Annotated in this window: 14 protein-coding genes; 8 read left to right on the forward strand and 6 right to left on the reverse strand. The window is 63.4% G+C overall.

Annotated features, from left to right (window positions below):
- Positions 1 to 20: 20 nt before the first annotated feature.
- Positions 21 to 3,794, reverse strand: coding sequence for a methionine synthase (gene metH, locus SR858_RS02270; RefSeq protein WP_019924421.1), 3,774 nt, complete (start codon positions 3,792 to 3,794; stop codon positions 21 to 23).
- A 230-nt stretch (positions 3,795 to 4,024) separates the two neighbouring features.
- Between metH and SR858_RS02275 the strand changes: the two genes are divergently transcribed.
- Positions 4,025 to 4,495, forward strand: a complete 471-nt coding sequence (locus SR858_RS02275; RefSeq protein WP_019924420.1) for a hypothetical protein — start codon at positions 4,025 to 4,027, stop codon at positions 4,493 to 4,495.
- The gene (locus tag SR858_RS02280; RefSeq protein ID WP_051120399.1) at positions 4,461 to 5,426 is read left to right on the forward strand and encodes a DUF2145 domain-containing protein; all 966 of its coding nucleotides are present in this window, start codon (positions 4,461 to 4,463) and stop codon (positions 5,424 to 5,426) included. The genes SR858_RS02275 and SR858_RS02280 overlap by 35 nt, the downstream gene beginning before the upstream one ends.
- Before the next feature lie 31 nt (positions 5,427 to 5,457).
- Here SR858_RS02280 and SR858_RS02285 read toward each other — a convergent pair whose 3' ends face one another.
- The 3 genes from SR858_RS02285 to def all read right to left on the reverse strand — a co-directional run bounded on the left by SR858_RS02285 (position 5,458) and on the right by def (position 7,675).
- Entirely contained in the window at positions 5,458 to 6,093 is a 636-nt protein-coding gene (locus SR858_RS02285; protein ID WP_019924418.1) for an NAD(P)H-dependent oxidoreductase, read from the reverse strand.
- A gap of 77 nt (positions 6,094 to 6,170) precedes the next feature.
- Positions 6,171 to 7,118, reverse strand: coding sequence for a methionyl-tRNA formyltransferase (gene fmt, locus SR858_RS02290; RefSeq protein ID WP_019924417.1), 948 nt, complete (start codon positions 7,116 to 7,118; stop codon positions 6,171 to 6,173).
- 14 nt (positions 7,119 to 7,132) lie between these two features.
- Positions 7,133 to 7,675, reverse strand: a complete 543-nt coding sequence (gene def, locus SR858_RS02295) for a peptide deformylase (RefSeq protein ID WP_019924416.1) — start codon at positions 7,673 to 7,675, stop codon at positions 7,133 to 7,135.
- Positions 7,676 to 7,806: 131 nt separating this feature from the next.
- Between def and SR858_RS02300 the strand changes: the two genes are divergently transcribed.
- The 6 genes from SR858_RS02300 (at position 7,807) to SR858_RS02325 (ending at position 15,836) form a co-directional block, all read left to right on the forward strand.
- Positions 7,807 to 8,895 (forward strand): LysM peptidoglycan-binding domain-containing protein, encoded by a 1,089-nt coding sequence (locus tag SR858_RS02300; RefSeq protein ID WP_026637755.1) that lies wholly within the window; start codon positions 7,807 to 7,809, stop codon positions 8,893 to 8,895.
- A gap of 168 nt (positions 8,896 to 9,063) precedes the next feature.
- Positions 9,064 to 10,179, forward strand: a complete 1,116-nt coding sequence (dprA, locus tag SR858_RS02305; RefSeq protein WP_019924414.1) for a DNA-processing protein DprA — start codon at positions 9,064 to 9,066, stop codon at positions 10,177 to 10,179.
- Positions 10,180 to 10,246: 67 nt separating this feature from the next.
- Positions 10,247 to 10,711, forward strand: a complete 465-nt coding sequence (locus SR858_RS02310) for a DUF494 family protein (protein WP_019924413.1) — start codon at positions 10,247 to 10,249, stop codon at positions 10,709 to 10,711.
- 195 nt (positions 10,712 to 10,906) lie between these two features.
- Complete coding sequence (locus tag SR858_RS02315) at positions 10,907 to 13,588, forward strand: DNA topoisomerase III (RefSeq protein WP_019924412.1); 2,682 nt, start codon at positions 10,907 to 10,909, stop codon at positions 13,586 to 13,588.
- A gap of 74 nt (positions 13,589 to 13,662) precedes the next feature.
- Positions 13,663 to 14,148 carry a hypothetical protein gene (locus SR858_RS02320; RefSeq protein ID WP_019924411.1) on the forward strand — a complete coding sequence of 162 codons (486 nt, stop codon included), beginning with the start codon at positions 13,663 to 13,665 and terminating at the stop codon, positions 14,146 to 14,148.
- 149 nt (positions 14,149 to 14,297) lie between these two features.
- Positions 14,298 to 15,836 (forward strand): methyl-accepting chemotaxis protein, encoded by a 1,539-nt coding sequence (locus SR858_RS02325; RefSeq protein WP_026637754.1) that lies wholly within the window; start codon positions 14,298 to 14,300, stop codon positions 15,834 to 15,836.
- A gap of 328 nt (positions 15,837 to 16,164) precedes the next feature.
- Here the strand turns inward: SR858_RS02325 and SR858_RS02330 are convergent, their stop codons facing one another.
- Together SR858_RS02330 and SR858_RS02335 are read right to left on the reverse strand one after the other, a co-directional pair.
- Positions 16,165 to 19,731 carry an ABC transporter permease/M1 family aminopeptidase gene (locus tag SR858_RS02330; RefSeq protein WP_019924409.1) on the reverse strand — a complete coding sequence of 1,189 codons (3,567 nt, stop codon included), beginning with the start codon at positions 19,729 to 19,731 and terminating at the stop codon, positions 16,165 to 16,167.
- A 9-nt stretch (positions 19,732 to 19,740) separates the two neighbouring features.
- The gene (locus tag SR858_RS02335; RefSeq protein ID WP_019924408.1) at positions 19,741 to 20,634 is read right to left on the reverse strand and encodes an ABC transporter ATP-binding protein; all 894 of its coding nucleotides are present in this window, start codon (positions 20,632 to 20,634) and stop codon (positions 19,741 to 19,743) included.
- Between the last annotated feature and the right edge of the window lie 127 nt (positions 20,635 to 20,761).

The raw sequence follows: 20,761 nt of genomic DNA on the forward strand, positions 1-20,761 counted from the left end.
TTTAATCAGCTCAGCTTAGCTCAGCTCAAGTTAGGCGCAAGCCAGCGCTCCACTTCCAGCTTGTCCACGCCACGGCGGGCGGCCATGTCGCTCACCTGGTCGTCGCCGATCTTGCCGACCACGAAGTATTTCGATTCAGGATGGGCAAAATAGAAGCCGGAGACGGCGGCGCCCGGGTACATCGCATACGACTCGGTCAGCACCATGCCGATGTCTTCGGCCTGCATGGTGTTGAACATCTCGCGCTTGACCGTGTGCTCCGGGTTGGCCGGGTAGCCGGGCGCCGGACGGATGCCCAGGTATTTTTCGGCGATCATCTCGTCGTTGGTCAGTGCCTCGTCCGGCGCATAGCCCCACAAGTCCTTGCGCACGCGCTCGTGCAGGTATTCGGCAAACGCTTCGGCCAGGCGGTCGGCCAGCGATTTGAGCATGATCGACGAATAGTCGTCGTGCGCATCCTCGAAGCGCTTTTCGTACTTCTCGATGCCGAGACCGGCCGTCACCGCGAACATGCCGATGTAATCCTTGATGCCGGAGTCTTTCGGCGCGATGAAGTCGGACAGGCACTGGTTCGGGCGCTGCACGCCATCGACCACCGGTTTCACACCCTGCTGGCGCAGGCCATAGTAGGTGAAGTCCACGGTGGTGCGGGTGTCGTCGGTATAGATCTCGATGTCGTCGTCGTTGACAGTGTTGGCCGGCAGCAGCGAGATCACGCCGTTGGCGGTGAGCCAGCGGCCGTCGATCAGTTTTTTCAGCATGGCCTGGCCTTCTTCATAGACCCTGGTGGCCGCTTCGCCCACCACCTCGTCGGTGAGGATGGCGGGGAACGGGCCAGCCAGGTCCCAGGTCTGGAAGAACGGACCCCAGTCGATGTATTTCGCGATCAGGGCCAGGTCGATATTGCGGAACTCGCGGCGGCCGATGAACTTCGGCTTGACCGGTGCGCAGGCGCCGTCGAACGACAGCTTCATGCGGTTGGCGCGCGCATCCTTGATCGACAAAATCGGCAGCGCCTTCTTGTTGGCGTGCTGCTCGCGGATGCGCTGGTAGTCGTCGGTGATCTCCTGGATGTACTGCTCGCGGCTCTCGGGCGTGAGCAGCGACTGCGCCACCGACACCGAACGCGACGCATCGGGCACGTACACTACCGGGCCCTCGTAGTTGTGGGCGATTTTCACGGCCGTGTGGGCGCGGCTGGTGGTGGCGCCTCCGATCAAGAGCGGAATTTTCAGCATGCGGAAGTGATCGTCGCGCTGCATCTCTTTCGCCACGTACGCCATCTCTTCGAGCGACGGCGTGATCAGGCCGGACAGGCCGATGATGTCGGCGTTTTCCAGCTTGGCGCGCGCCAGGATTTCGGAGCAGGGCACCATCACGCCCATGTTCACGACCTCGAAGTTATTACATTGCAGGACCACGGTGACGATGTTCTTGCCGATATCGTGCACGTCGCCCTTGACGGTGGCCATGACGATCTTGCCCTTCGGCTTGGCGACGATGCCGGTGCGCTTTTCCTCGGCCAGCTTTTCTTCCTCGATGTACGGGATCAGGTGGGCCACGGCCTGCTTCATCACGCGCGCCGATTTCACCACCTGCGGCAGGAACATCTTGCCCTGGCCGAACAGGTCGCCGACGATGTTCATGCCGTCCATCAGCGGGCCTTCGATCACGTGGATCGGGCGGCCGTTGGCAGCGAGCACCTGCTGACGCATCTCTTCGGTGTCGTCGGTGATGAACTGGGTGATGCCGTGCACCAGCGCGTGCGCCAGGCGTTTTTCCACTGGCGCGTCGCGCCATTCGAGGTTTTGCGCATCCTGCTTGCCGGCGCCGGCCTTCAAAGTGCCGGCGATGTCGATCATGCGCTCGGTGGCGTCGTCGCGGCGGTTGAGCACCACGTCTTCCACCCGCTCGCGCAGTTCGGCCGGCAGGTCGTCATAGACGCCCACCATGCCGGCGTTGACGATGCCCATGGTCATGCCGGCCTTGATGGCGTGGTACAGGAACACGGTGTGGATCGCTTCGCGCGCCGGGTCGTTGCCGCGGAACGAGAACGACACGTTCGACACGCCGCCCGAGATCTTCGCGTGCGGCAGGTTGTCCTTGATCCAGCGCGTGGCGTTGATGAAGTCCACCGCGTAGTTATTGTGCTCTTCGATGCCGGTGGCAATGGCAAAGATGTTCGGATCAAAGATGATGTCTTCGGGCGGGAAGCCAACGGTGTTGGTCAACAGTTTGTAGGCGCGCTCGCAGATTTCGATCTTGCGCTCGAAGGTGTCGGCCTGGCCCTTCTCGTCGAACGCCATCACGATGACGGCGGCGCCGTAGGCCAGGCACAGCTTGGCCTGGCGGATGAATTCTTCTTCGCCTTCCTTCATCGAGATCGAATTGACGATCGATTTACCCTGCACGCATTTGAGGCCCGCCTCGATCACCGACCACTTCGACGAGTCGATCATGATCGGCACGCGCGAGATGTCGGGTTCGGACGCGATCAGGTTCAAAAAGCGCGTCATGGCGGCGAGCGAATCGAGCATCGCCTCGTCCATGTTGATGTCGATGACCTGGGCGCCGTTTTCCACCTGCTGGCGCGCCACGCTCAGTGCTTCGTCATACTGCTCGTTGAGAATCATGCGCGCAAACGCTTTCGAGCCGGTGACATTGGTGCGCTCGCCCACGTTGACGAACAGCGAGCTCTCGTCGATGGTAAAAGGTTCGAGGCCTGACAGGCGCTGCGCCACCGGCACTTGCGGCACGGTGCGCGGCTCGGTCTTGGCCAGGATCTCGCCGATGGCCTTGATGTGGTCGGGCGTGGTGCCGCAGCAGCCGCCGGCGATATTGACAAAGCCCGCTTCGGCGAATTCGCGCAGCAGCGCCGAGGTGTCGGCCGGCAGCTCGTCGAAGCCAGTGTCGCTCATCGGGTTGGGCAGGCCGGCATTCGGGTAGATGCACACGAAGGTATCGGCAATCTGCGACAGCTCCTGGGCGTAAGGGCGCATCAGCGCCGCGCCCAGCGCGCAATTGAGGCCGATGGTGAGCGGGCGCGCGTGGCGCACCGAGTTCCAGAATGCCGGCACGGTCTGGCCGGACAGGATGCGGCCCGACGCGTCGGTCACGGTCCCGGAGATCATCAGCGGCAGGCGTTCCTGGCCCGGATTCTCGTCGTAGAATTTTTCGATCGCGAACAGCGCGGCCTTGCAGTTGAGGGTATCGAAAATGGTTTCGACCAGCAGCACATCGACGCCGCCTTCGACCAGCGCGCGGGTTTGTTCGTGGTATGCAGCGACCAGCTGGTCGAACGTGACGTTGCGGGCGGCGGGGTCGTTCACGTCCGGCGAGATCGACGCGGTTTTCGGCGTGGGGCCCAAGGCGCCGGCCACGAAGCGCGGCTTGTCGGCGCTGCTGTACTTGTCGCACGCGGCGCGCGCCAGCCTGGCCGCCTGCAGGTTCATCTCGTAGGCCAGGTGGGCCATGTGATAGTCGTCCTGGGCGATCGTGGTGGCGCCGAAGGTATTGGTTTCGATCAGGTCGGCGCCGGCCGCCAGGTAGCGCTCGTGGATTTCCTGGATGATCTGCGGCTGCGTCAGCGTGAGCAGCTCGTTGTTGCCCTTGACGAACAGCTCGCGCGCGCCGCTGTCGGCCGGCGCGGCGAAGTCGATGAAGCGCCCTGCGGGTCCGCCACGGTACGCGGTTTCATCGAGCTTGTACTGCTGAATGATGGTGCCCATCGCGCCGTCGAGGATCATGATGCGGCGCGCGAGGATCTCGCGCAGCTGGGCATCGGCCTTGGACATGACGGGACGGAACACGGAGTTATTCATTTGATACCTTCAGAGGATGGGGCAGGGACATCGCGGGTCTAAAATTATACGGCATTGCTGAATAAGCTTCAGCGGACCGCTGCGTTGGAACAACAATCTGCGGTTTTCCGGAAGTCCGAACCGGCTGGCCCGGCGCAGGTAGTGCTATGAAGTAACACCCGCCTACCTTTATACTGGCAGCTCCCTCGTTTAAGGAATTTTTGATGACTATTTCGTCTTTACTCCGCCTGGCGGTCGCCACCGCCGCGCTTGGCCTGACCCTGCAAGCGCAGGCCGAGAGTTTCGCCTCGTCGGCGTCGAGCGCCGGTTCCGCGTCGAGCGGCAGCGTCTCGGACTCGCTCGGCGATTCGAGCAACAGCTCGAGCGGCGACAAGCGCAAGGTGGCCGACGGTAATTACCGCATCCTCGAGATCGGCATCACCCCAGGCGTAAAAGGCGGCGCCGAGCGCACCCGCCTGACCTTGCAGCGTGAAGGCGAGGGCCAGCAGCGCGTGGTGCTCGATATGCCGCAATCGACGTTCACCCAGCAGAAGCTGGCTGCCGGCGACGCGCTGTATGCGCAGAACCGCGTCTATGGCATCGAGTTCGGCCGCATCGACAACCGCCAGCCGTTCTACCTGGTGCTGGCCGACGAGTGGTATGGCGAGCTGGCCTCGCGTCCGGTCACGCTGTAACGCCTTGCAGCGTTTTGCCACGCTGGCGCTGGTCTGGCTGGCCTGGCTGGCGGCTGCGGGCAGCGCCCACGCCGGCAGCAGTTCGGGCACCTCGCGCTTCTGCGACCGCTCGCAGGAGCTGACGGCCGTCGAACAAAGCCGCCTGCTGCGCTTTGCCGGCGTGCTGCGCGAAGAGTTGGCCCGAACCGACGGCGAGAGCGTGGCGCTGGTCAGCCGCTCCGGCCTCGACCTCTCGCGCTTTGGCATCCGCTATTCGCATGCGGCGCTGGCCTGGCGTTCCGACGCCGGCGTCTGGGCCGCGCGCCAGCTCTATTACGCCTGCGACGAACGCCGTCCGCGCATCTTCGACCAGGGCCTGGCCGGTTTTGTCATCGGTACCGACGACCCCAGGCTCGGTTACATCAGCATCGTGCGCATGCCGCCCGAGGCGGTGCTGGCGCTGCGCCCGGCCTTGCTCGACGGCCCGCGCGTGGGCCATTTGCTGGCCGCGCAATACAGCGCCAACGCCTATGCCTTCAGCACGCGCTACCAGAACTGCAACCAGTGGGTGGTGGAGATGCTGGCCACCGGCTGGGGCGACCTGGCCGACGATGACCAGTTAAGGGAACGGGCCCAGGACTGGCTGCGCACAGCGCGGTACACGCCGGCGCCGGTGCCGGTCGATTCGTGGTGGCTGATGCAGGCCGGCCGTTTCGTGCCGCTGCTGCACCTGGACGACCATCCCGACCACGACCGCGCGGCGCGGCAACTGGTGGTCAGCCTGCCGGCGGCGGTCGAGCGGTTTATCCGTGGCCGTTTTCCCGCCAGCGAACGGGTGGAACTGTGCCACGACGACAAGCAGGTGGTGGTGCGCCACGGCTGGACGCCGATCGCCGACGGCTGTATTCCCGATCCCGAACAGGGCGACCGGGTGATATCGCTAACCGATTAAGAGCACCTGGCTGCGCAGGCGCTCAAGCTTCTTACACTTCGGAGACGACCTGCGCCAGCGGACGGCGCACTTTTTTCAGGCCGGCCAGCCAGTCGCCTTCGGCTTCGCGGTAGCCGAGCGGCAGGATCACCACGCTTTTCAGCTTGCGCTCGCCCAGGTTCAGGATCTCGTCCACGGCTTTCGGGTCGAAGCCTTCCATCGGGGTGCTGTCCACGCCGTCGAAGGCGGCAGCAACCATCGCCACGCCCAGCGCGATATAGACCTGGCGCGCGGCGGCTTCGGCATTCTGCGCGTCGGTACGGCCCGCAACAATGGCTTTCAGTTGCTTGCGATACGCTTCCCAGCCTTCGTTGATGAAGCCGCGCTGCTCGTTGGTCATGTCGAACATCATGTCGATGCGTTCGTCGGTGATGTTGTCCCAGGCCGCGAACACCAGCAGGTGCGACGCTTCGCTCACGCCGGACTGGTTCCACGCCACGGCGCGGATCTTGGCGCGCAGGTCGGGGTTTTTCACGACCAGCACTTCGAATGGCTGCAAGCCGGAGGAGGTGGGCGCCAGGCGGATCGCTTCCAGGATGCGGTCGAGCTTGTCCTGCTCCAGGGCTTTGGCGGGATTGTATTTCTTGGTGGCGTAGCGCCAGTTCAGTTTGTCGATCAGGTCGGACATGTAAGCTCCAGTTGGATATGGTTGTCCAGTTTAAGGCAACTTGCAAATCCGCGTACGCGCCCGCCTGAATTCGACCCTCAAGCGAAGGTCTGTCCTTCGAGCGCGAAGCCCTTGATGAATTCCGCCGCCGGCAGGCGCTTGCCGCCCGGCTTTTGCAGCATGGTCAGGCGCAGCGCACCGCTGCCGCAAGCGACCACGATGCCATGGGCGTCGGCCGCCAGCACCTGGCCCGGATGGCCGGCGCCTTCGGTGACCTCGGCGCCCCACAGCTTGACGACCACGCCGCCCACGGAACCATGCGCGCCGGGGAACGGATTGAAGGCGCGGATCTTGCGATCGAGTTCGATGGCCGGCTGGCTGAAATCGAGCGCCGCTTCTTCCTTGCTGATCTTGGCCGCGTAGTTGACGCCTGCTTCCGGTTGCACCACGGCTTCCAGCTGGCCGTGCTTCATTTGGTTGAGCGCCTCGACGATCATCTTGCCGCCCAGGGCCGCCAGCTTGTCGTGCACCATGCCGGTGGTGTCGTGCGGACCGATGGCGATTTTTTCCGTCAGCAGCATCGGGCCGGTGTCGAGCCCTTCTTCCATTTCCATGATGGTGATGCCGGTTTCAAGATCGCCGGCTTCGATGGCGCGGTGGATCGGCGCGGCGCCGCGCCAGCGCGGCAGCAGCGAGCCGTGGATATTCAGGCAGGGCTTGATGTCGAGCGTACTGACCGGCAGGATCAGGCCATAGGCGGCCACCACCATCACCTCGTACGGCGTATTCAAGAGGCGCTCGTGCGCAGCCAGGGCCTGCTCGGCGCGCACGGGGTCGCGGCTGTCGGTGCGCAGCGACAGCGGCTGCAGCACTTCCATGCCGTGCGCCACCGCGTACTGCTTGACGGCGGACGGCTGCAGCTGCATGCCGCGACCGGCGGGGCGGTCGGGCTGGGTGAGCACCAGCGCGATCTCGAAGCCTGCTTCGTGCAGGGCTTGCAGGGCGACGGCGGCAAACTCCGGGGTGCCGGCAAAGACGATCTTCATCTGCTCTTTCTTGATTAGTAGCGGCGACCCTGGGCGCGCAGCGCCGCTTCGCGTTCCATGCCGCGTTCTTCCTTTTGCAGCTTGGCCTTGATGCGGTTGCGCTTGAGCGGCGACAGGTATTCGACAAAGACCTTGCCCTTCAAATGGTCCATTTCGTGCTGGATGCACACGGCCAGCAGGCCGTCGGCTTCCACTTCGAACGGCTGGCCCTTGACGTCAAAGGCGCGTACCTTGACCTTCGATGGACGCTCGACGCCGTCGTAGATGCCGGGCACCGACAGGCAGCCTTCGTCATACACCTGCTTGTCGTCGCTGGCCCACACGATTTCCGGGTTGATGTAAGCGACCAGTGCGTTTTTCTCTTCGGTGATGTCGATCACGACCACCTGCTCGTGCACGTCCACCTGGGACGCGGCCAGGCCGACGCCGGGGGCGTCGTACATGGTCTCGGCCATGTCGGCCACCAGTTGCTCGAGGCGCGCATCGAAAACCGTGACCGGCTTGGCAACCTTGTGCAGGCGTGGATCGGGGTAACGCAAAATGTTCAGGATGGCCATATATTTAGTCAGTACGGTAAACGCGCAATCACGCCGGAGGCGGGCGCTGTTTTGCTTGCTAGTTCAGGGGTTTGTGGGCAGAATTTGATTCAATACGGGCAACGCTTGCTGCCGCATCGATTGGATCGCGAATGAAAAATTTTATCACAGTCGGCCCATGCTTAGCGGCAGCCCTGCTATTTAGCGCGGTCCCGGCCATGGCAGCCCCGACCAGTTGCCAGTTCCGCACCGATGCCCCCGACCGCCACGTGGTCGTGCGCGGCGATACCTTGTGGGATATCGCCGGCAAGTTTCTCCAGCAGCCGTGGTGCTGGCCCACCGTGTGGGACATGAACCGCGACGAGATTGCCAACCCGCACTGGATTTACCCGGACCAGGTGATCTGGTTCGACCGCGCCGCCGGCCGCCTGCGGCTCGGTGACAACACTGGCGCGCAACATACGCCGGCGGTGCCCACCGAACGCCGCTCGCCGGCCGTGCGCAGCAGTGCCATCGGCGCCGCTGCCATCCCCTCGATTCCGCCCGGCGCGATCGAGCCGTTCCTGTCGCAGCCCCTGATCATCGAAAACGACGAACTGGCCCGCGCGCCGCGCATTGTCGCCACCGAAGACGGCCACGTTTTTATTGGCGAAGGCGACAAGGCTTATGTGCGTGGCGATCTCGGCGGCGCCACCACGTTCCAGGTGTATCGCCCGGGCCGGCCATTGAAAGACCCGGACAGCGGCCAGGTGATCGCCCACGAAGCCTATTATTTAGGCACGGTGACGGTGCAGCCGGCCGCGCCCGGCAGCGACGTGCACACGGCGCGCGTGACCAGCACCAAGGAGGAAATGGGCAAGGGCGACCAGTTGAAACCGCTGGCGCCGGCGCCGGCGCAAAACTACGCACCGCACGTACCCGCCACGCGGATCGATGCGAAGGTGCTGGCCGTGCATGGCGGCGTCACGTATGCCGGGCGGCACCAGGTGGTCAGCATTAATCGCGGCAAGCTTGACGGACTCGACATCGGCTCGGTGCTGCGCCTGTACCATGCGGGAAGAACTGTGCGCGACGCGACCGCCCCCACGGGCTGGTTTGGCCGCGAACAGCAGGTCAGGTTGCCCGACGAACAGGTGGGCAGCCTGTTTATCTTCCGCGTGTTCGGCCGCGTGTCTTACGGCCTGATCATGCAGGCGACAGCGCCCGTGGTCGTGGGCGACGCCGCCACCTCGCCGGAGTGAGAACCTATGTCAGCAGGGAGCAGGCAGCAGATTGCGATGGATCTGCATCGGGGCCAAGGCGCGAGGAAGAAGCATGGTCTTCCATGCGATGACGAGCAACGCCGGCCCCGTTGGCGAGACGCGCAAGCAGCGCCTTGCTCGCTGCTGAGATAGGTTCTCGATCACGCCGTGCAAGCCACGGAATCTTCTCTACTCCCCACGGCGTCCGCGCTGGCGGCCTGGCTGCGCCTGGAGCAAACCGGCGGCGTGGGCCTGATGACGGCGCACGCGCTGCTCGAACGCTTCGGCACGCCGGAAGCGATCTTCCAGGCCGGGTACGATGCGCTGCGCGCCGTCGTCAAGCCCGTCAGGGCCCGCGCCCTGCTGGCACCGCCGTCCGCCAATCTCGATCCGCAAGTGGACGCGGTGCAAGCCTGGCGCGCCCAGCCGGGTAACCTGCTGCTTACCTACGATCATCCCGAATATCCGGCGCTGCTGCGGCAGATTGCCGCCGCGCCGCTCATGCTGTACGTCAAGGGCAACCCCGCGCTGCTGCACCGCCTGTCGGTGGCCATGGTGGGCTCGCGCAATGCCAGCCTGATGGGCATGCAGAACGCCGAGCGCATGGCGCGCGCGCTGTCGGAGGCGAGCGTGACCATCGTCTCCGGGCTGGCGCTGGGCATCGACGCTGCCGCCCACGCGGGCGGACTGGCGGGCGCGGGCGGTACCGTGGCCGTGATTGGCACCGGCGCCGACCGTATCTATCCGGCCAGCAACGAGGCGCTGGCGCGCCGCATCGCCGAGCAGGGCTGCATCGTCAGCGAATATGCGCTGGGCACACCACCCCTGCGCGACAACTTCCCAAGGCGTAATCGCGTGATCAGCGGCCTGGCGCGCGCGGTGCTGGTGGTGGAGGCGGCCGCCAGGTCCGGTTCGCTGATCACGGCGCGGCTGGCCGTCGCCCAGGACCGCGACGTGTATGCCATGCCGGGCTCGGTCCACGCAACCTTGTCGAAAGGCTGCCACCGCCTGATCCGCGATGGCGCCAAGCTGGTGGAGACGGCGGCCGACGTGTTGTCGGAATTGAATATGGGGGTTGATGCGATGGCAACAGGGTCGCATTTTGACGACAGTTTTGTCGATCGCGTGCTGATCGCCATGGGCGACGAACCGATCCGCGCCGAGGCCCTGGCTGTGCACTTGCAGCAATCCGCTGCCGAACTGCAAGGGCAGCTGCTGGCGCTGGAGCTCGCCGGCTTGCTGGAAAGGTTGCCGGGCGGCTGGTTTCAGCGCCTGCGTTCGTAAATAGTGTTGCACACGGTAAATGGGGCGCTACTTGTGCCCGATCTGTTTTAACTGATAGAGTAGAGCCATGTTCGACATCCTAGTTTATCTCTACGAGACGTATTACCGTCCCGATGCCTGCCCGGAACCGGAGGCATTGGCCAAGAAGCTGTCGGCTGTCGGTTTTGACGACGTCGAGATCTCCGAGGCGCTGGTATGGCTTAACGATCTCACGGCCATGGCCGGCGTCGAGCACTCGCTCACCGCCGCTTCCACCGGCATGCGGATTTACGTCGACGAAGAGCGCGATGTGCTGGGCACCGATGCAATCGGTTTCATCCAGTTCCTCGAATCGGCCAAGGTACTCACGCCGCTGCAGCGCGAAATCGTCATCGAGCGCGCGTTGTCGCTGGAAGAAGCGCCGGTATCGCTGGGCCAGCTGAAGGTGATCGTGCTGATGCTGCTGTGGAGCCAGGGCAAGGAACCGGACGCACTGATGTTCGATGACCTTTTTGGCGCCGACGACGACGCTCCTCCCCGTCTTCTCCACTAGGCAAACCCGCGTGTACCGTTAGCCGCCGCGCCGTCATACCCGCGCAGGCGGGTATCCAATTTTCACGCTATCATTCCGACAACACTGTCACGCCACCCCCTTGCCATCGGCGACGCAAAAGTGCAGACTGCGGCGCGATCCATGTATGATGCGCATGCTAAACCACCCCAAGTGTTAAAAAACGAGATACCAAATATGAGCAAAACCCTCATCATCGCCGAGAAGCCATCTGTCGCGAACGACATCGCGAAGACGCTTGGCGGCTTTACCAAGCACGATGAGTACTTTGAATCCGACGAGTACGTGCTGTCCTCCGCCGTCGGTCACCTGCTGGAAATTGCCGTGCCGGAAGAGTACGACGTCAAGCGCGGCAAATGGAGCTTTGCCCACCTGCCGATGATCCCGCCGTACTTCGCGCTCAATCCGATCGCCAAGACCGAATCGCGCCTCAAGGTACTGAACAAGCTGATCAAGCGTAAAGACGTGTCCGCCCTGATCAACGCCTGCGATGCCGGGCGCGAAGGGGAACTGATTTTCCGCCTGATCGCGCAAAACGCCAAGGCCAAGCAGCCTGTGAAACGCCTGTGGCTGCAATCGATGACGCCGGGCGCGATCCGCGACGGCTTTACCCAGTTGCGCAGCGACGAAGAAATGATGCCGCTGGCCGATGCCGCCCGTTGCCGCTCGGAAGCCGACTGGCTGATCGGCATCAACGGCACCCGCGCCATGACCGCGTTCAACTCGAAAGAGGGCGGTTTTTATCTGACCACCGTGGGCCGCGTGCAAACGCCGACCCTGTCGATCGTGGTCGAGCGTGAAGAGAAGATCAAGAAGTTCGTGCCGCGCGATTACTGGGAAGTGCGCGCCGAGTTCGTGTGCGCCGCCGGCGTGTACGAAGGCCGCTGGCTCGATACCAAGTTCAAGAAGGACGACAACGATCCGGAAAAACGCGCCGAGCGCCTGTGGAGCAAGGCTGCCGCCGACAGCATCGCGCTGGCTTGCCGTGGCAAGCAGGGCGTGGTCACCGAAGAAGCCAAGCCCACCACGTCGATGGCGCCGGCATTGTTCGACCTGACCAGCCTGCAGCGCGAAGCGAACTCGCGTTTCGGCTTCTCGGCCAAGAACACCCTGGGCCTGGCCCAGGCGCTGTACGAAAAGCACAAGGTGCTGACTTACCCGCGTACCGACTCGCGCCACCTGCCCGAAGACTACATGGACACGGTCAAGCAGGCGCTGGAAACGGTGAAGGAGAATTCGAACTACCACCAGTTCGCCAAGCAGATCCTCGACAAGGGCTGGGTCAAGCCGAACAAGCGGATTTTCGACAATACCAAGATCTCCGATCACTTCGCGATCATCCCGACCACGATCGCGCCGAAAAACCTGTCCGAGCCGGAACAGAAGCTCTACGACCTGGTCACGCGCCGCTTCATGGCCGTGTTCTTCCCGGCTGCCGAGTTCCAGGTCACCACCCGTTACACCGAAGTGTCGGGCCACCAGTTCAAGACCGAAGGCAAGGTCATGACCAACCCCGGTTGGCTGGCGGTGTACGGCAAGGAAACCTCGGACGACGAAAAAGGTGACAAAGCCAACGGCAACAAGAACATCGTGCCGGTCGCCAAGGGCGAAAAAGTGTTGACCGACAAGGTCGATGCCAACGGCCTGGTCACCAAGCCGCCCGCGCGCTACACCGAGGCGACCTTGCTGTCGGCCATGGAAGGCGCGGGCAAGCTGGTGGAGGACGACGAGTTGCGCGATGCGATGGCCGGCAAGGGTCTTGGTACGCCAGCGACGCGCGCGGCCACCATCGAGGGCTTGATCAGCGAGAAATACCTGCTGCGTGAAGGCCGCGAGCTGATGCCGACCGCCAAGGCGTTCCAGCTGATGACCTTGCTGCGTGGACTCGGCGTGAACGAGCTGACCGCGCCGGAACTGACGGGCGAGTGGGAATACAAGCTGTCGCAAATGGAAAAGGGCAAGATTTCGCGCGATGAATTCATGCGTGAAATCGCCCAGATGACGCAGGTCATCGTCAAGCGCGCCAAGGAATACGACAACGACACCATCCCCGGCGAGTACGCCACGCTGGTCACGCCTTGCCCGAACTGCAGCAGCGTGGTCAAGGAAAACTACCGCCGCTTTGCCTGCACCAAGTGCGATTTCTCGATGAGCAAGACGCCGGGCAGTCGCCAGTTCGAGATCCCGGAAGTGGAACAACTGCTGCGCGACCGCACCATCGGCCCGCTGCAAGGCTTCCGCTCGAAAATGGGCCGGCCGTTTGCCGCCATCCTGCGCATCGTCCGCGACGAAGACATCAAGAATTTCAAGCTCGAGTTCGATTTCGGCCAGAACGACGATTCGGAAGATGCGGAACCGGTCGATTTCACCGGCCAGACCGCGCTCGGACCTTGCCCCAAGTGCAGTGGCGGCGTGTACGAAATGGGCCTGGCCTATGTTTGCGAACAAACCGTGGCGAAACCGAAAGGTTGCGATTTCCGCAGCGGCCGCATCATCCTGCAACAGGAAATCCTGCCCGAGCAAATGGCCAAGCTGCTCAACGACGGCAAGACCGATTTACTGCCGGGCTTTGTCTCGCAGCGCACGCGTCGGCCGTTCAAGGCCTTCCTGGTAAAAGGCAAGGACGGCAAGATCAGCTTCGAGTTCGAAGAGCGCAAAGCCAAGGCCCCGGCCAAGGGCAAGGCCGCAGCGAAAGCTGAGCCGGAAGCCGAAGGCGGCGCCGAAGAAGCGGCAGTCGCCAAGAAAGCCCCGGCCAAGAAGGCTCCTGCCAAAAAGGCTGCGGCTACCAAGGCGACCGCTGTCAAGAAGCCTGCTGTCAAAAAGGCACCTGCCAAGAAAGCGGCCGCCACGGCGGAGTAACCGGCAAAAAAGGGACGCTGCGGCGTCCCTTTTTTCTTGAATGGTGGAAATTCGTGGTCTATATTGGAAAGACCATGACTGTCTCCTTCAACCCTTCTTCGCCCAGCACCAGCAGTTTGTTTGCGTCGGCTGCGCCGGTTGCCGCCTCGCGCAATGCTGCGGCGCTGTCGTCGGAAGCGGTTGACCTGTCGGCGCAAGCGGCCGTGGTGGCCACGCTGGGCGGTAGCGGTAGCGGCGCCCCCGTGTATTCCGCCGCCGGATTGCTTAATACCCTGGCGCAGGCTGGCGTCAGCGAGGAAACCATCGCGGTGCCCAACGCCGGCAGCGACACCGATTCCTCGCAGCTTGCGGAACAGGTGCTGGACCAGGGAATATTGTCTGCTTATGCTGCTGCGGCTGGTGCCTCGGGCATCTATACCGCAGGTGGCAGCAGCGGCCTGTCCGATCAGGTATCGAGCAACTGGGCCGACATCCTCACATCCAATCCTTCCTACGCCAGCGCCGTTGTCGGCAGCTCGTTTGCCTCCGGCATCATAAGCACCCTCAGCGTCTCTGCCTGAGGTTCTGCCAGTTCAAGCTTTGTAGTGAGGATGTCATTACTGATGGTTACAATAATTGCCGTGTTACACTGTCATGCATAGCGGCAACTAATTCACATCGGTTGCATGCGGTTTCCTTCGCTTTATTCCTTTTTGTACTCCCACTCACAATGAAAAATTTGACTATCGGCACCCGCCTGGCGGGCGGCTTCGGCCTGGTTTTAGCCTTGATGACCCTGGTAACCTGGTTCGGCCTGAGCCATATGCACGGCGTGGCCGAAGCCACGCGCGACATGATGCAGCAGCCACTGGCCAAGGAGCGCATGATCAGCGACTGGTATCGCCTGATCTACACCAGCGTGCGCCGCACGTCGGCGATTGCCAAGAGCAGCGATCCATCGCTGGGACAGTTCTTTGCCGAAGAAACCAAGGCGTCGGTGGCGGAAATCGAGGCCTTGCAGAAGAAGATCGTGCCGCTGCTGGACAGCGCCGAGGAAAAGCGCCTGTTCGACGCCATGCAGGTCACCCGCAAAACCTACCTGGCCGAGCGCGACCAGATCATTGCGCTGAAAAAGGACGGCAAGGTGGAAGAAGCGGAACAAGTGCTGGTACAGCGCTTCATCCCGGTGGCCGCTAACTACCAGAACGCGCTGGCGTCGCTGCTGACCATGCAGCGCCACACCATCGACACCACGGCCGAAGCCATCGAAACCAGTTACCAGTCCAGCCGCCGCTTCATGATCCTGTTTGGACTCGGTGTGCTGGCGCTGGGGGCCGGATTCGCATGGCGACTGACGCGCGGCATCACGGTACCGCTGAGCCGGGCCGTGGACATTGCCGTGGCCGTCGCCAACAAGGATCTGACCAGCCGCATCGAGGTCGACAGCAGCGACGAGACCGGCCGCCTGCTGGCGGCATTGCGCACCATGAACGACGGCCTGATGGGCATCGTCAACGAGGTGCGCAACGGTACCGAAAGCATTTCGTCGGCCTCGAGCCAGATTGCCGCCGGCAACCTCGACCTGTCGGCGCGCACCGAAGAGCAGGCGTCGAGCCTGGAGCAGACGGCCGCGTCGATGGAAGAGCTGACCTCGACCGTGCGCCAGAACGCCGACAACGCGCGCCAGGCCAACCAGTTGGCGGTCAACGCGTCGGACGTGGCGCGCCGTGGCGGCGCCGTGGTGTCGGACGTGGTGGCGACGATGGAAGCCATCAACGGCTCGGCCCGCAAGATTGCCGACATCATCTCGGTGATCGATGGCATCGCCTTCCAGACCAACATCCTGGCGCTGAACGCTGCCGTGGAAGCGGCCCGCGCGGGCGAGCAGGGCCGGGGCTTTGCCGTGGTGGCCAGCGAAGTACGCACCCTGGCCCAACGCAGCGCCACTGCCGCCCACGAAATCAAGGCCCTGATCGACGACTCGCTCGCCAAGGTCGATACCGGCAGCGCCCTGGTCACGCAAGCGGGCATGACCATGAGCGACGTGGTGGACAGCATCCAGCGCGTGACCGACATCATGGGAGAGATCAGCTCGGCCACGCTGGAGCAAACCTCGGGCATCGAACAGGTCAACCAGGCCGTGAGCCAGATGGACCAGGTCACCCAGCAGAACGCCGCGCTAGTGGAAGAAGCCGCCGCCGCAGCCTCCGCCCTGCACGACCACGCCGACGCCCTGACCGCCGTCGTCCAGGTCTTCAAACTCCGCTAACACTTCGGGGTCAGTGCCGACATTCGGACATTTTTGAACTTTATCCTCCGGCGTTGGTCGTCACAGTGATGGGTTCGTGTCCAAATGTCGGCACTGACCCCGAACCTTTATATTGGTCGTCACAGTGATGGGTTCGTGTCCAAATGTCGGCACTGACCCCGAACCTTTACTGACCCCGAACCTTTATAGCTCGACGTTGATCATGTTGTCGTCGGGTTTGCGGCATTAGGGTCAGTGCCGACATTCGGACATTTTTGAACTTTATCCTCCGGCGTTGGTCGTCACAGTGATGGGTTCGTGTCCAAATGTCGGCACTGACCCCGAACCTTTATAGCTCGACGTTGATCATGTTGTCGTCGGGTTTGCGGTCGATCAGCTTGTTGTCGGGGTCGATGCCGGCCTTGGCGGGGCGGGCTTTGACGATGACCGTGTAGCGGTTGTCCTTCTGGTCGATCAGCTTGCGCTCGCGCAGCAGCGGCGCGCCGTTGTCGTCGTCCACGCCAATGTCGATGTAGTCTTTCAAGGTCACGTCGCGTTCCACGCCCTGGCCGCTCGAGCGCGACTTGGCGGCGCTCACCACCAGGTTCACCTCGTAGCGGCCGTCCGCCAGCTTGCGCGCGGTGCTGGCGACTGCGCGGTTGTCGTACAGGACGATGTGGTTGAACAGGTCGTCGATCAGGTAGGCCTGGTCGGGCGTGACCACCTTGCGCAGGGCGTCGATCAGCACCGTCACGCCCGGGTACCGGCCGCTGCCGCCTTTCGTGGCGTGTTCGGCCAGCAGCTGCTTGAGCACGGCGTTGATCTTGTCCTCGCCCACCAGGTCCTGCAACTGGTACATGGCCAGGCTGCCCTTGCGATAGTGGATATAGTCCTGGTTTTCATTGTCGGCCAGCGGCATTTCTTTCTTGCGCTCGAGCGCGCGCCCCACCAGGTACTGGTACAGGTCGTAGTACAGGAAGCGCCGCATTTTCGCTTCGCCGTAGGCGTGCTTCATCACCATCAGCGCCGAATATTCGGCCAGGGTTTCCGACAGCACACTGGCGCCGCGCACGTTGCCGCCAACTAGCTGGTGGCCCCACCACTGGTGCGCCACTTCGTGCGCGGTCACGTAAAACGGGTAGTCGATATCCTTCGGATTGCTGTCGTTGACGCGGGCGATGAAGCCCAGCGATTCCGAATACGCGATCGTGTTCGGATACGCCTGCGCATACGTGGCGTAGCGCGGGAACTCGACGATGCGCACCACCTTGTGCTGGTACGGGCCGAAGTTGCGGGTGTAGTAGTCGAGCGACTGCTTGATGCCCCGGTTCATCCGTTCGAGGTTGGCCTCGTGGCCCGGGTGATAGTAAATCTCGATGCCGACATCCTGCCACCAGTCGCGTTTTACAAGGTAGCGCGCCGACTGGAAGGCGTAGAAATTGAGCATCGGCTGCGCCACCCGGTAATGGTAGTAATGGCGCCCCTTGGCGCTCCATTCCTTGACCAGCGTGCCCGGCGCCACCGCTACCTGGCTGTCGCTGGTGCTGACCACGGCATCGAAGGTAATGGCGTCGGCGTCGTTGGCGGCGAAGTTGTTGGCCAGGCCGCCGGCGTCGTCGCGCGGCAGCATGCGTTCGCGCGCCGCCAGGCCGTGCTTGCGGCGGTCGCGGGCGTCGGCCAGTTCGTTCGAGGGCTGGTAGCCGATGTGCGGCAGCACGCCGTTGTTGAAGAAGGTGCCGTTGTTTACCACCGGCGTGTCCTGGCCCATGCCGAGGATGCCACGGGGAATGAACTCCACGTCGAATTCGAGCGCCAAGCGCGCACCGGGCGCCAGCGGCGTGGCCAGCCTGTAGCTGTAGAAGCCCAGATTGGCATCCTGCACGCCGGGACGCACCGCCTGGCTGAAGCGCGCGCGCCAGCCGGTGGCGGTCGGGTCCTGGTGGATGATGATGTCGGCCACCGGCTGCGCAGTCTTGTTCTGCAGGACGTAGCGGCCGTGCACGACCAGGCTGCGTGTTTCGGGCGTGATGGCCACATCGAGCTTGACGTCGGTGATGCGCGGCTGCGGCAGCACCGCGTACTGCTTGTAGCGGCGCTCGTAGTCGGCGCGGGCCACATCTTTTTGCCAGGCCGACTGGTAGCGGTTGAGCACGTGAGTGTTATAGAACAGCACGGCGCCGGCGCCGGCGAACACCAGGGTGCCCGCCGCCATTGCCGTCAGTACCGGCAAGCTCAGGCGGCGGCGCGCCAGTTGCAGGCGCTGGCGCCAGCCGTCGTTGGTGCCGCGCGCCCAGAACAGTACCGCCAGCACCATCAGCACGATCGCCGCGCCAAGCCAGTAGGCTTCGAACCAGCGCTCGCGCGGCAGGTAGTGGCCGTAGCCGTTCATGGCCGAGTACACGAAACGCGGCATTTCGCCATACAGCAGCAGCGGGTCGCCCAGCCCCAGCGAGGAGATGGTCACCGCCGCCACGTAGTACACGATCATGGCGAAGTACGCCAGGTAGCGCTGGTTGATCAGCACTTGCAGCGCGACCGCCAGCACGGCGCCCAGCGCATAGCCGGGAAGTTGCAGCAGGAACAGGTGGTACAGGTACAGCCCTGGTTCGAGCACAAAATATCCCTTGCCGATCTGGATCGCCATGCCGGTCAACATCACCACCAGCATCAAGAGCGCCTGCAGGCCGATCAGCGCGAACAGCTTGGCGAGCAGCGGCAGCCAGCCCGGCACCGGCAGCGCGTCGAGCATCTGCCCCATGTGCGCTTCGCGTTCGCGCCACACCAGTTCGCCCGCGTAGAACGTGGTGATCACCATCATGAACAGCGCGAACGTCTCGGATGCCGATTCGAGCACCAGGTACGTGGCAGGGTAGGTGCTGGTGCCGTACAGCGGTGCGAATTCCAGTCCGCTGGCCACCATCATCAGCACGCCGGCCAGCACCAGCACCAGGAAATAGATGTTCTTGATGGTTTCGCGCAGGTTCAGCCAGCTCATGCGTACCAGCAGCAGGCCCAGGCTGCGCGAAGCGAAGTCGGGTGTTTCTGCGGTATTGGTGGCGGCGGCAGTCAGCACGCGCGGCGCCTCGGCGCCGCCCTGGCGGCCGCTGTCGCTGGTGGCGATGAAGTGGAAGCGCCAGTAGCCGAGCAGCAGGCCGGCCAGCGCGAACGACGACCACAGCGCGCGGTTGACCAGGTACACGCCTTCGGGCCAGAACATGCGCGTGTTGCGCTCGACGATGGGCCAGTATTCGGTGAGGCGGATCACGGCCGTGGTGCCGAACGGATCGATCAGCGCGGCCAGGGTTTTGAAGTCGAGATCGCGCGCCAGGCTGGGCGCGATGATGTAGCCGATCAGCATGACCACGCTGCTGATGTACACGGGCAGCATGCGCCGGGTGAGCGCGGCCAGGATGAAGAACACGGCGCCGAAAATGAAAATGTTCGGCAAAATCACCACCAGGTACGGCACCAGGTAACCGGGCGCGCCGGGCTGGCCCAGCCGTTCCGGATCGATGCCCGGCAGCAGGCTGCCCAGCCAGGTGCCGAGGATGATGCTGGTGAAAATCACCGCCAGGGTCAGGTAGGCGCCGAGGAAGCGGCCGAAGATGTACTGGTGCTTCCTGATCGGCGCGCTGAAGAAGAAGTGCTGCATGTCGTGCTCGAAGTCCTGCTGCACCGAGCGCCCCATCACTGCGGCAATCACGATCACCCCGAGCGAACCGAGCGCGCTGACGGTAAACATCAGCGAGCGCGGCGAGTTGATGGCGGTGGCGCCGAAGGCGATGCTCGAGCCCTTGAAGTAGCCGCCGGCAGCGGCCATCCACAGCAGGGTCAGCGCCAGAAAGCCGGCGAAATACACCCAGGTGGAGAGCAGCCTGAGGCGCTGGCGCGCTTCGAAGAGGGCGATGGCGAACATGATGCAGCCTTAGTCGCAGTTCGCGGCGGCGCGGTGGCGGCCGGCGATGGTGGCGAAGTACACGTCTTCCAGGTCGCCCAGCGCTTCTTCGAAGCCGTCGCCGGGATCGGTTTCGCTGTACACGTGGATCAGGGTGCGGCCAGACAGCAGGCGCGAGGAAATGACCGGATGGCGGATCTGGAACGAGGGCAGGTCGCGCTTGTCGATGAAGCGGGCCCAGATCTTGTCGCTGACATCGTGGATCAGTTCCTGGGTGGGGCCGCACAGCAGCAGGTGGCCCTGGTTGATGATGGCCATGTTGGCGCACAGGTCGGCCACGTCGCTGACGATGTGGGTGGATAAAATCACGGTCTTGTCGTCGCCGATGTCGGACAGCAGGTTGTGGAAGCGTACCCGCTCCTGTGGATCGAGCCCGGCCGTGGGTTCATCGACGATGATCAGCTTGGGGTCGCCCAGCAGCGCCTGGGCGATGCCGAAACGCTGGCGCATGCCGCCCGAAAAGCCGCCGAGACGCTGGTGCCGCACCTCGAACAGGTTGGTTTGCTGCAACAAGCCATCGACCACTTCGCGCCGGCGGTTACGATTCGACAAGCCCTTGAGCGTGGCGAAATGGTCGAGCATCTCGTACGCCGTCACCTTCGGGTACAGGCCGAAATCCTGCGGCAGGTAGCCGAGCACGCGGCGCACCGCGTCTTTTTCGTCGAGCACGTCGATATCGTCGAGGAACACCGAGCCGGCATCGCACTCCTGCAAGGTGGCCAGGGTGCGCATCAGCGTCGATTTGCCGGCGCCGTTCGGGCCGAGCAAGCCGAACATCCCGGCCGGGATGGTGAGCGAAATATTGTCCAGCGCCACCACGCCATTCGCGTAGGTCTTGGACAAGTTGCTGATGCGTAATTCCATGGTAATTCCTCGATTCTGCCTGCGCATGGACCATGTTTCTACAAGGCCATACACTTTTCACATGATGGCATTGTATTGAATTTGTTCCATACATGGGGGGCGCTTGCGACAGGCGGCCGAAACCGCC

Origin of the sequence: Duganella zoogloeoides (assembly GCF_034479515.1) — a bacterium.
Lineage (GTDB): Bacteria > Pseudomonadota > Gammaproteobacteria > Burkholderiales > Burkholderiaceae_D > Rugamonas > Rugamonas zoogloeoides.

What these genes read in the sequence shown, in the direction of transcription:
- metH (WP_019924421.1), bottom strand. Translation starts at nt 3,794, where the DNA reads ATGTCCAAGGCCGATGCCCAGCTGCGCGAGATCCTCGCGCGCCGCATC.
- SR858_RS02275 (WP_019924420.1), top strand. Translation starts at nt 4,025, where the DNA reads ATGACTATTTCGTCTTTACTCCGCCTGGCGGTCGCCACCGCCGCGCTT.
- SR858_RS02280 (WP_051120399.1), top strand. Translation starts at nt 4,461, where the DNA reads ATGGCGAGCTGGCCTCGCGTCCGGTCACGCTGTAACGCCTTGCAGCGT.
- SR858_RS02285 (WP_019924418.1), bottom strand. Translation starts at nt 6,093, where the DNA reads ATGTCCGACCTGATCGACAAACTGAACTGGCGCTACGCCACCAAGAAA.
- fmt (WP_019924417.1), bottom strand. Translation starts at nt 7,118, where the DNA reads ATGAAGATCGTCTTTGCCGGCACCCCGGAGTTTGCCGCCGTCGCCCTG.
- def (WP_019924416.1), bottom strand. Translation starts at nt 7,675, where the DNA reads ATGGCCATCCTGAACATTTTGCGTTACCCCGATCCACGCCTGCACAAG.
- SR858_RS02300 (WP_026637755.1), top strand. Translation starts at nt 7,807, where the DNA reads ATGAAAAATTTTATCACAGTCGGCCCATGCTTAGCGGCAGCCCTGCTA.
- SR858_RS02310 (WP_019924413.1), top strand. Translation starts at nt 10,247, where the DNA reads ATGTTCGACATCCTAGTTTATCTCTACGAGACGTATTACCGTCCCGAT.
- SR858_RS02315 (WP_019924412.1), top strand. Translation starts at nt 10,907, where the DNA reads ATGAGCAAAACCCTCATCATCGCCGAGAAGCCATCTGTCGCGAACGAC.
- SR858_RS02320 (WP_019924411.1), top strand. Translation starts at nt 13,663, where the DNA reads ATGACTGTCTCCTTCAACCCTTCTTCGCCCAGCACCAGCAGTTTGTTT.
- SR858_RS02325 (WP_026637754.1), top strand. Translation starts at nt 14,298, where the DNA reads ATGAAAAATTTGACTATCGGCACCCGCCTGGCGGGCGGCTTCGGCCTG.
- SR858_RS02330 (WP_019924409.1), bottom strand. Translation starts at nt 19,731, where the DNA reads ATGTTCGCCATCGCCCTCTTCGAAGCGCGCCAGCGCCTCAGGCTGCTC.
- SR858_RS02335 (WP_019924408.1), bottom strand. Translation starts at nt 20,634, where the DNA reads ATGGAATTACGCATCAGCAACTTGTCCAAGACCTACGCGAATGGCGTG.